This is a genomic window from Shewanella sp. Sh95 (assembly GCF_001308045.1).
GTDB lineage: Bacteria > Pseudomonadota > Gammaproteobacteria > Enterobacterales > Shewanellaceae > Shewanella > Shewanella xiamenensis.
The window spans coordinates 1-9,882 of sequence record NZ_LGYY01000006.1; the positions used below are offsets into that span (position 1 = coordinate 1).

Here is a 9,882-nt window from a genome sequence, read left to right on the forward strand (position 1 = left end):
TACCAGTTGGGAGAGGCGCCACCTCAAGTCACAGGACTCACAGTGGACCAGCAGATCATTCTCGACGTGTTAGGCGAACGGTATCGGCAAATTTATTCCTAAATCAGGTGCGGAAAGTCGGTTTTATGGTTTCTATATAAAATTGGGGGCGTGATGGATAGAATTATAATTATGGACTTTGAGAATGGATCTGAGGTCTATATCCCTATATCAGAATTTTTAAAGCAAGGATTTATTGATGCTTTAGTTTTTCAACGAGATAAGGAAATAAATCTAACTGCGTTGATTAGAACTATCCAAGAAAAAGCTAAAACAAGGTATAAAAAATCTGCATATATTAGGTTTTCTGTTGAAAATGAAACCGTTGAAATTAAGCTTCCTAAACTAGCCAAAGATGCCCTCTTTTCCTATTCAAGTTCAGAGATAGAGCAACTTTTTTTGGACCCAATGTTAAAGAATGAGTTAGAAGGTGCTGTTGCGTCATGTCTACCTGATGATCTTAGGCCTTCCACATCTGCTCAGAGAACTCTAGCTTTGCGAATTGCAGATGTTATAGGTGTAAATATTGGCTTTGATTTGCTTTCCTCAAAACAAAAATTATCAGTTTTTATTGCTCAGAACCAACATGAATTAGATTCATATGAACGTGATACGGAAGGATATGAAATCGTCGCTGATCGAATATCTGATGCCTTAATAATGTATTTTCAGTCTTTAAATTGTTGGAGCAGTGCTTTTGATGTCTCATTTTCGATGTATTTACAGTTGCCTGAACGCGGTAGGAACTTAGTTAATATGTCTCTTCAATCAACATTATCAGATCACTATTGGAATGTTCTTAATGATGAGCCTGAGTATGTAGTTGTTGCTAACGTGCTGAAAAAAAATGGCTTTCAAATACAATAAAAAACAAAAATTTAGTGAGCAATTTAAAAAGATACATCTTGAATATATTTGTGCAATTAACGACTAGAAAAGGTTATTTTTCATTTTTAAACTAACTTTAAATGTATTACAATTGTCCTACATTTTCGGTCGAGGGTATGCTGTGAAAACGTTAGCAGTGATAAATCAGAAAGGTGGCGTCGGCAAGACCACCACAGTGATCAACCTATCCGCGCAATTAGCGCATGAAGGTAAACGGGTGCTGGTGATTGATTTAGATCCCCAGGCTAACCTATCCGTGGTATTAACGGGCGGTCAATTTGAATTTGAACACTCGATCACTGATGTATTCGAGTCCTCGAAAAAGTGCCCCATTCAACAGGCCATTATGCCAGCGCAGTCCAACGGTGAGGCGATTCCCAACCTGTGTATTTGCCCCACGGATATTCGCCTAAGCCGAGTGATTGAACAGAGCCTCACCAAAGTTCACCGCGAACGCATTCTGTTAAAGCAGCTTGAAGCTATCGCCAGCGATTTTGACATAGTGATCTTAGATTGCCCGCCTAACCTAAGCCTGACATCGGTTAACGCCATGATGGCCGCCGATATGTTCCTGATCCCCGTTGATGGTGGTTCATTTTCATTAAACGGCTTAGCCGACTTGCTGGATGCACTTGAAGAAGTCAAAGAAAGCGAGCACGTAAACTACGCGGTATTCCGTAATGAATTTGCCAAGGCCAATAAGCTAATTAACAACTTCCTCGATGAGCAATTAGCCTCGCTTGAAGGCAAAGTATTAACGACCACGATTCGCCGTTCTGAGGACGTTGGCCAAGCCAGTGTCAGCGGTCAAACCTTGCTGAATTACAAGCCTAGCAGCCTTACGTTAGCCGATTATAAGAGCCTGGCTAAAGAAGTCATTCAACGTCTTAATGTATAACAAGTGTAATACATATTATGAGTAAATTAACTGGTGTTACTGGATTGAACAGACGTAAGTCTGTAAAAGAATCCCAAGAAAGCCCAAAGTCACAAGAGAAAATTACCACGGTTTCCACCCGCCGTAATATCACCACCGGCACCTCTCCGCTGCCATTGCGCCTAACGGAAAACGATAGGGCCGATTTAAACCTATGGCTCGAAGCCTTAGAGGTGGAATCGGGTAAAAATATCACTGCAGCTAAGCTGTTCCGTGGCCTGATCAGCATGCGCGATAAGATCAACACCAAAGCGTTGATCCGTGCGATTAATGATGTGACTTGATTATGAAATTGATTATTATCGTTATATTACTGTTTGTCTGGGTGAAAGCCTGTAGTGACGAGCCTTGTGATGAACGTTGTGAATATGAGGCATGTTTAAAAACAAAGGAATGGCTAAAGGAAAATCATTCTGGCAATAAATATGCTGAAACAATGGAGTGTGTACGCCCACTACAATAGTTCAAGTTATGGGGTTACATATATGGTGAACGTTAATATAAACCGTCGGGAAAATTTACACTCAGTTGTTAAAATTTTAGGAAGTCAAACGGAAGTAGCTAAAAAATTAAATCATGAGGTGTTAACTCAACAGATTTTAAGCTCAATAATTCTCGGGAAAAGGCCTATGCATGAACACGAGGCTCGTACCTTTGAAAGACTAATTGGAATTCCCGCATATTGGATGGATGAACCATTATTGATAAAAAAGGGGTGGTCATTGATTCGAGAATACCAACTTTTAGATGATAATGGTAAGAATTTAATTAACAGATTCAGTGATTTTCTAAGAGCAAAATCCTAGTAAAAACGATCATGTAAATCCGTTCTTAAAATATTTGCTTCATTACAAATTTGATAACGTTACATTATCAAAACAGTGTGCCAGTAATGGCGGCTTCCAGTTTCTTGTAACGCTGATCAATCAGATAGTATTGCTCACCGTTCTTGACTGCGAAGCTGCCAGACAGATAGCCAATCGACTCCAACTTCTGAATACCAGTCTTAATCTTCCGATTTGCTTCTTTTTTGGACGTCTCAAGCCTCAAACGCTCTCTAAGGCGCTCAAATGAAACGGGGTGAGGATTCTCGGGTAAAGAGGTGAAATATAAATACAGGCACTGTGCGACCTCTGCACGGGGCAATTTTTCCAGTACTCGCAGACTAACTAGCACCTGGTGATCCAAACGATACATATCCCACAGAGTTTGATCGGCCATTAGCTCGACCAAATCTTCTTCACCATCATACATCGCCCGTAAAAGCATTCCTGTATGTACAGCTTTTTCAGCATTTGTTCGTTTAAAAGACATACTTTGGCTCTGGATTCGTTCTAATGAATCACCAATTTGCTTACGTAAGTTTTTATCAAAACGCCGACTAGGATAACCGCACTGCTTAGCAAACTCTGAAAATGTCATTTTCACCGTATTAGAGGAATAACCGTATTTGCTAAATACAGACACAATACCGCACCACACTCTAAAATCGGTTTCGACATTGAGTCGTTGCCCTTTGACCGTAACGAGGTCATAGCCTTCTTTCTTGCAAAGATCGAGATGAACCAGTTCATTACTAAGGTCTTGTGTTTTCACCTCGTAGAGGTTTGTTTTGCGACCTACTGGCGTAAATATACCTGTTCTGAGGAGAACATTGGGCTGCACGCTGGTAGCACTATTAATTATTAAGAGTTTTCCGCTATAGAGCGATTCGGTACCCGTGATTGGGAGTAACGTATTTTCAGTTCTATCCATGTGCGCCACTTATATTAGAAACCCAATTAGAGTACACCACGGAACCCATTTAGAATACACCTAATTGTGATTTATGATTATTGGTTTGATTTCCATGTAGCGTACATCAAACTTTGCTATGTAAATCCTTTCGAACTTTGAATTTAAATTCTTTTCGTAGGAGAAAATTTTACCCACTCGGCATACACCACCGGTTAATTTTTGAGCCCACTCGGCATACACCGTAGGGGAGGAATGGGTACCCAATTAGAATACACCTTGTTTAATTTTCCAATTCCTATGCCCGAAATTTTTGCGTAAAAATATTAGTCATATTTTGGCTGTGAATAACTTTGGCACAGTGTGCAAGATAATTATATGAATAAAACATTAGTGTTTGATTTACATCATATTTATTCATTGCTGTTTTTGTATCAAAAAAGAGAGTATTTACCCAATTAGCATACACCGCTTACCCAATTAGAATACACCTCTTACCCAATTAGAATACACCTCTTACCCAATTAGAATACACCGCTTACCCAATTAGAATACACCAACCTCCTTTGTAAGCCTTGGTGTACTTGGGCTGTAGCGATTCTGGGATCTATTAGGATCTTTTAGGATCTTAAAAGATGGATCTTATTGGATCTGAACTGTGCAAAACTTCAATAATTTATTCTGATAAATAAGAACCCCTCCAGGGGGCTTTGCCCCCGCCGGCCCTTCCCCTCGCTCCGCTCGTTTCCGGCGCCCCCAAGAGCAGCGGCTGCGCCGCGACCAAGGGCTTCGCCCTAGTTCGCCTAAAGGCTCCACCCTTACCCATTAATGCCTCGCCATTTCCTAGCTTCGCTAGGGGCGAGCATAAAAACCTCGCTATTAGTTCCGTTTGTCTCCGACCGTTTAACAACAAACGTGCTGTACTTCTCGCTAAAAGCATCGCTTCGCTCAGGTCTAGCAGGAAGGAGGTAAACCCACCTCTATCATCAATGCTAACAGGGTTTAAACGCTGTAAAACCGGCGAAAAAGATAAACGTATAGCAATATGACATTTTTTTAAAATGTTGCTTAAAACGCATTTTAGGGCCTCTGAGCGATAGGTGATTAGCGAAGTCTATCGCCAAGAGCAAAGTGGCTAGTTCTTTCAATGAGCAAAAAATGACGTCAAGCGGGGTAGTGTCACTCCATTTTAAGGGAGTGACACTACCCCCGAATGGTGTTCCTCATGCGGGGGTAGCGTCATTTTTTGCTTTTTGAGGCGTGACGCCGAAGCAGTGGCTTGCGCTGTAATTTGGCATGAGGTACAGTCAAGTTTCTTCACCTCGCATCCATTGATGCCAAATAAAGAAACCTCTTTGATCACCTAGTTATCTCCAAGCTCAACAGAGCTTATGGGTCATTATATTTGGATGTTTGCGCTCAACAGAGCCACATCATTTGGGCAATCGCCCGTAACAACACTCGCTCAATATCACCGGTGTGCCGGTGGGTTCTTTCTGTGTCGGCAGTCAGAACGAGCATTAACACTGAACTGAATTCCGAAATGGCCTAGAAATAGGTCGCCGTGTTGTTAGCCCTCGAGAAATATATTCCTCTTAAAACACGCCCGAATGGGCGTGCTTTTTATCTCAAAATTAAATTCTAATTTTTGATTGTGTAACTTTTTCAAGGTGCATTATGGCGACCAATTTCTTTTTTGAGGCCGGCAAGCTATTGCGGCAGCACAACCCAAGCTCTTTTGCGACTAAATCAGAACGATTCAAAACCATAAAATTAGTCGATAAACAGCTCGTTGCCTTGGGTTTTAAAGGGCTTGAACTCAATAATTTAAAACCTAAGCACATCGAAGCATTAGTTACTCATTGGCAAGCTGAGGGCCTTGCCCTGGGCACGATTAAAAATCGTATGGCACATCTACGGTGGTTAGCGGAAAAAATCGGTAAAAATGGCCTTGTACCGCGCTCCAATGACTCGGTGGGGATTAGCCGTAGAGTGTATGTCACCAATGAAAATAAGAGCCGAAAATTGAGTGATATGCGACTAAATTTGATAACCGATCAGTATGTACAAATGTCCTTGCGCCTGCAGGCAGCGTTTGGATTACGGCGTGAAGAAGCCATGAAGATCCAACCGGCGAAAGCGTATCGGGGTGATCGTTTGGTACTTGATGCGTCCTGGTGCAAAGGCGGTCGAGATCGCGCGATCCCGATTTTAACGGCTGCTCAGCACGAACTATTGGCAGAGGCGAAAGCATTAGCGGCCGGCAGATCGCTTATTCCGAAAGAACTCAGTTATGTGCAGCAAATGAAACGCTATGAAAATACCTGTATAAAAATTGGATTGGATAGGGCACATGGGTTAAGGCACAGCTACGCTCATCGCCGTTATATGGAACTGACCGGTTTTGAATGTCCGGCGGTATCGGGTGTTTCTGTCTGTTCATTACCCGCGGCGCAACAAGCCGCTGATAGGTACGCCAGAAATGTGATAACCGGTGAGTTAGGGCATAGCCGGTTACAAGTTACTGCTGTGTATTTAGGTCGTTAAATTGCTTGATTTTGTAACTTATTCAAGTATGATTATTACTATGAAAATAAAATGGAGGTGAGCTATGAAAGAAGAAAAAATTGCCATTGTAAAAGGGCAGCATGGCGGCGCTCGCCCAGGTGCTGGTCGTAAAACTAAGTATGAAAAGACAGTGGTGATGCGGGTTCCTGAGAAGTACCAAGAGGTGATCAAGGCGCTGATCACCCACTTAGACGAGACCGCTTACCTGAATAGCCATTATAAAAATGGGCAGGAATCTGAGCCGGTGTATCTGCGCTCGCTCGATGACAATAAGCAGAATATTAGCTTTAAAACCATGCCGTTCTAGGCGGTGTTGCACAGTGCAACACCGTGAAACAGGCGCGTTAAATGCAATGGATTTTTGCAATGCAAAAAATAAGGGCCAAAAGGGTGGGCCGTTTTTTAGCATCATTTTCGAGAGATAAATTTGCAATGCAAAAAAACGTGAGCATGATTTCAGCATTAACGGTCATTTATGAGTTGCAAAATTACCCCTTTAGATAAGCATTTTTATCTTAGAGTAACGGCAATTTGCATTGCTCCTTCATGGGGTGATTGTTAACATTAATAGCGCGGAAGAACGTAAACTGAACAGAGGTATATTATGAGTGAACTACAACTATGGTCTATCTTAATCATGTTCGTGACACTCGGTTTAGTCATCGCATCCGGAGTGGTCTTATACAAAGGTTTTAAAGAATAGTTCTTACTCAAGTATTAATTTCCCCAATGCTTAAACTTGGCGTCCATTTCGTTTTCTGACACAAAATCACCGGCATCTGCTTCGGATAGTGCGGCATGGATTTCTGCTATTTGCCATGCTTCCAGATCTAGATCGTCCTGAATCGCTTGCTTCGCCAGCAAAGATTTCGTTCTACCTGTTAACTGATCAAGCTGTACTCGCTTTTGTTCGATTTCATCGGATAAGCGTACTGACATGACACTCATAGCAAACCTCAACATAGAATATATAAAACGACATTACATCGATTGGGCTTCAATTGTCATGCTGTGCTTATAACCAATCTGAATTTGATTTTGTTTCAAAATCAAGTTTGAGTAAATACGTATCAATATAATGAGCCCATAAAACCCTATGTGACGGATACCATATTGAGACGTGTTGATTATCCCGTGTAGGATGTAGGGCATGGAAGGTATATAGCCAGTATATAGCGCGTATTTACCACTGATATACCACGGCTTTTCATCGTATTTTTCAGGTTTATAGCGGTTTTTTGTAGGGTTGAGCTTTTACGCACTGAAACCGCTAAATAACCGTAAAAAAACATGGATAAATGCGGAATATAATACTGGGCAGGATGTGTGAAGTAGGCCTACCTTGATAAATCAGGCAGCCCTATTCACTTGGATATATTCGCTCCATTCCGGTGCTCAATTCCTTCCCTGTGATAATTGAATCAAGCAACCTCAATTATTGAAAAAGTTACAAAATCAAGGTGGTTAATAGTGAATAACAAAGTTAAAGGTATTCCATTTGCAGAAGTTAAAGCTGCGGCGCTCGCCAATCCTGCCGTTCTTGAGGCTTACTTGCGTGAACAAGCCACTGTATTAAATCGAGTTGATGTTGAAATGTTCATTACTAGGCTAATGACAGCATTAAGTGATCTTCCTAAGAAGGATATTGAGGTATGTGATTTGGCTAATGAGATCGGCATAGCTATTGCCTCATTAGCTGGTAGTGAAAAGCCTATCGAAAGAGAGTGTCTTAGTGGGATTAAGCATGGCTTTTCAATGATTAGAGAAGCATAAATTGTAATCGAGAGGTTGTTTTTAATGGATAAAGTATCGTTGAATGCGTTTTGGGCCCATGCGTTGCCGTGTGTGATCATTTCATCTTGTATGCTGGGTTTTGCCTGGCTTGCGATTCAGGAGTCAGATATCACCCTATCGAGCCAATATCTTGTGGCGGCCTCCGTTTCGTTTACTTTTACGCTGATCGGCTATTGGGGTTATTGTAAATATTTCGCTTCAAAAAAGCCGCACAGTGCATTTTATGCGGTTGTTTATACTGTGTTATTTCCATTACTTTATCTGCCAAGCGCTTTTTTTAGAAGGCGTAGATAATTTTGCAATGCAAAATTGTTTTATAAATTTTTTGACCGGTTTTGCTTTCTTAACTATCCGGACGATTTTCAACTCGGGGGGGTAACAAAACCAAATTTATGGCATAAAAAAGCCTTGTTTTTACAAGGCTTTTTTATAATTAAAATTTTATTAGTTAGAGTCTTTATGATGATTTTTAAAATACATTACACCTAAAGCTATCACTAACAGCAACGGGGATGATACTAAGATATAATCAACAATGGTCATAATTTATTCCTTTTCGGGCAGAGCAATGACGTATAGCACTCGTATACTGCCACTCTTCCCTTTGTTGCCTACAGCCATTCTAACCTTTCGTAAGCCACCTGTACCTTTGATAATATCGCCTTTATCTGGCTGAGCAATAAGCTCTTTAGTCCGTAGAAGTCTACAATCGTAGACTAAAGGCGCTTCTCTGCAGCTAAATACACGGTTAAGCGTTCTCGTTTGCCTACGGCCACGACAAACACGGTAATGCGTTCATCTTGAACTTGGTATACCAAGCGATATCCCGATGTTCGTAACTTGATTTTGTAACAATCAGGGAGATCCCTGAGCTTGTTCGCTTCGATATGGGGATGCTCCAGTATCTCCGCTAATTTCTTTTTTAACTGCTGCCTGATGGGATCTCCGAGCTTTTTCCATTCCTTTAGGGCGCGGGGATCAAACTCTAACTTATAGGTCATCGAGCGAAACCTCGATCCCCTTACGAGGGTTCGCTAAACGCTCTTTTACCAAGGTAATTAAGGCTTCATCATCTGCTGTGAGCAGTACCGGCTTAAAGGGTAAAGCGCCTCTTGTCGCGACATATTCAAGCGTCTGGCGTAATGCTTCTGAAGGGCTTACACCTAATTTTTCCAATGCGGCAAAAGAACGCTCTTTGAGTTCGTCATCGATGCGTATGTTGATTGTGCCCATAGAAATCTCGCGTAATTACAAATGTAATTACAAATATAATCTTATCCGTTGCCTGCGGCAAGATTTTATTTACAGTTACGGGAACTGCATCCGTGAGAATGTAAAAAGGTCTGTGTAAATGGCATTCTAACGATGAACTTGAAACTTCAAAAAAGAGTTAGTGCATCAGACTTACCTAGAGTGGTTCACGCGCCAAAATCCGTCAGTATGCGTTGGCTTCGGGCGCATGTGCTTTTGCCCTAAGCGATTTAGCGCTGAGTGTTATACAGCATACTGGGAGCTCATTACCTTACAAATGCTTCTCTATGTTCTGCTTTCCGTTATTAATAATGAGTAGTCTAAACCAGAGTTTTATACAGTCTTATTCAGAAGTGCGCAGTTTTGAGTGTTCTTAGCTAATTTATTTGTGCGTCATTATAATTAAAAATGTGATAAAAATCAATATATTGGTGGATTTTTGGTTGAGTGGCCAGTATGGTAAACGCGCATTGTTTAATTTTACGCATGGTGCATTTGATTAAATGCTGATAACTTCCTTTTATTACAGTTAGTTAACTATGTGCTGAAGAATCCCCTGATGATTTACAAATAAATCATCAAATTAGGGTGGAAGCGCATCTTGTTGCATGATCAAATGGTTTCGCTAAAAACTACACTTGGACAACAAGATGCGCGAAGCCAATATCCTA

Annotated in this window: 12 protein-coding genes; 8 read left to right on the forward strand and 4 right to left on the reverse strand. The window is 41.3% G+C overall.

Annotation, left to right across the window (positions count from 1 at the left end; all coding sequences use genetic code 11):
* Positions 1-153: 153 nt before the first annotated feature.
* The 4 genes from AEA42_RS00430 (at position 154) to AEA42_RS00445 (ending at position 2,670) form a co-directional block, all read left to right on the forward strand.
* Positions 154-906 carry a hypothetical protein gene (locus tag AEA42_RS00430; protein WP_055646652.1) on the forward strand — a complete coding sequence of 251 codons (753 nt, stop codon included), beginning with the start codon at positions 154-156 and terminating at the stop codon, positions 904-906.
* A 142-nt stretch (positions 907-1,048) separates the two neighbouring features.
* Entirely contained in the window at positions 1,049-1,825 is a 777-nt protein-coding gene (locus AEA42_RS00435; protein ID WP_055646653.1) for a ParA family protein, read from the forward strand.
* A 17-nt stretch (positions 1,826-1,842) separates the two neighbouring features.
* Positions 1,843-2,148, forward strand: a complete 306-nt coding sequence (locus AEA42_RS00440) for a hypothetical protein (protein WP_055646654.1) — start codon at positions 1,843-1,845, stop codon at positions 2,146-2,148.
* A 141-nt stretch (positions 2,149-2,289) separates the two neighbouring features.
* Positions 2,290-2,670 (forward strand): hypothetical protein, encoded by a 381-nt coding sequence (locus AEA42_RS00445; protein WP_156312281.1) that lies wholly within the window; start codon positions 2,290-2,292, stop codon positions 2,668-2,670.
* 67 nt (positions 2,671-2,737) lie between these two features.
* Here AEA42_RS00445 and AEA42_RS00450 read toward each other — a convergent pair whose 3' ends face one another.
* Positions 2,738-3,619, reverse strand: a complete 882-nt coding sequence (locus AEA42_RS00450; RefSeq protein ID WP_055646656.1) for a RepB family plasmid replication initiator protein — start codon at positions 3,617-3,619, stop codon at positions 2,738-2,740.
* Between the two features lie 1,656 nt (positions 3,620-5,275).
* Between AEA42_RS00450 and AEA42_RS00455 the strand changes: the two genes are divergently transcribed.
* Positions 5,276-6,145, forward strand: a complete 870-nt coding sequence (locus tag AEA42_RS00455) for a phage integrase N-terminal domain-containing protein (protein WP_055646657.1) — start codon at positions 5,276-5,278, stop codon at positions 6,143-6,145.
* Between the two features lie 64 nt (positions 6,146-6,209).
* Positions 6,210-6,473 (forward strand): hypothetical protein, encoded by a 264-nt coding sequence (locus tag AEA42_RS00460; protein ID WP_055646658.1) that lies wholly within the window; start codon positions 6,210-6,212, stop codon positions 6,471-6,473.
* A 410-nt stretch (positions 6,474-6,883) separates the two neighbouring features.
* On the opposite strand, the gene AEA42_RS00465 is transcribed toward AEA42_RS00460, so the two are convergent.
* Positions 6,884-7,105, reverse strand: coding sequence for a CopG family transcriptional regulator (locus AEA42_RS00465; protein WP_231640334.1), 222 nt, complete (start codon positions 7,103-7,105; stop codon positions 6,884-6,886).
* Between the two features lie 531 nt (positions 7,106-7,636).
* Here AEA42_RS00465 and AEA42_RS00470 point away from each other — a divergent pair.
* Together AEA42_RS00470 and AEA42_RS00475 are read left to right on the forward strand one after the other, a co-directional pair.
* Entirely contained in the window at positions 7,637-7,939 is a 303-nt protein-coding gene (locus AEA42_RS00470) for a hypothetical protein (protein WP_055646660.1), read from the forward strand.
* A 24-nt stretch (positions 7,940-7,963) separates the two neighbouring features.
* Positions 7,964-8,254 carry a hypothetical protein gene (locus AEA42_RS00475; protein ID WP_055646661.1) on the forward strand — a complete coding sequence of 97 codons (291 nt, stop codon included), beginning with the start codon at positions 7,964-7,966 and terminating at the stop codon, positions 8,252-8,254.
* 422 nt (positions 8,255-8,676) lie between these two features.
* Here the strand turns inward: AEA42_RS00475 and AEA42_RS00480 are convergent, their stop codons facing one another.
* Positions 8,677-8,961, reverse strand: a complete 285-nt coding sequence (locus AEA42_RS00480) for a type II toxin-antitoxin system RelE/ParE family toxin (protein ID WP_055646662.1) — start codon at positions 8,959-8,961, stop codon at positions 8,677-8,679.
* Positions 8,951-9,193: a type II toxin-antitoxin system RelB/DinJ family antitoxin gene (locus tag AEA42_RS00485; protein ID WP_055646663.1), complete on the reverse strand. Its 243-nt coding sequence runs from the start codon at positions 9,191-9,193 to the stop codon at positions 8,951-8,953. Before AEA42_RS00485 ends, AEA42_RS00480 begins: the two co-directional genes overlap by 11 nt.
* Between the last annotated feature and the right edge of the window lie 689 nt (positions 9,194-9,882).

Bases quoted from the DNA above. Each gene is read 5' to 3' on its own strand.
- AEA42_RS00430 (WP_055646652.1), top strand. From the start codon at position 154: ATGGATAGAATTATAATTATGGACTTTGAGAATGGATCTGAGGTCTAT.
- AEA42_RS00440 (WP_055646654.1), top strand. From the start codon at position 1,843: ATGAGTAAATTAACTGGTGTTACTGGATTGAACAGACGTAAGTCTGTA.
- AEA42_RS00445 (WP_156312281.1), top strand. From the start codon at position 2,290: ATGCTGAAACAATGGAGTGTGTACGCCCACTACAATAGTTCAAGTTAT.
- AEA42_RS00450 (WP_055646656.1), bottom strand. From the start codon at position 3,619: ATGGATAGAACTGAAAATACGTTACTCCCAATCACGGGTACCGAATCG.
- AEA42_RS00455 (WP_055646657.1), top strand. From the start codon at position 5,276: ATGGCGACCAATTTCTTTTTTGAGGCCGGCAAGCTATTGCGGCAGCAC.
- AEA42_RS00460 (WP_055646658.1), top strand. From the start codon at position 6,210: ATGAAAGAAGAAAAAATTGCCATTGTAAAAGGGCAGCATGGCGGCGCT.
- AEA42_RS00465 (WP_231640334.1), bottom strand. From the start codon at position 7,105: ATGTCAGTACGCTTATCCGATGAAATCGAACAAAAGCGAGTACAGCTT.
- AEA42_RS00475 (WP_055646661.1), top strand. From the start codon at position 7,964: ATGGATAAAGTATCGTTGAATGCGTTTTGGGCCCATGCGTTGCCGTGT.
- AEA42_RS00480 (WP_055646662.1), bottom strand. From the start codon at position 8,961: ATGACCTATAAGTTAGAGTTTGATCCCCGCGCCCTAAAGGAATGGAAA.
- AEA42_RS00485 (WP_055646663.1), bottom strand. From the start codon at position 9,193: ATGGGCACAATCAACATACGCATCGATGACGAACTCAAAGAGCGTTCT.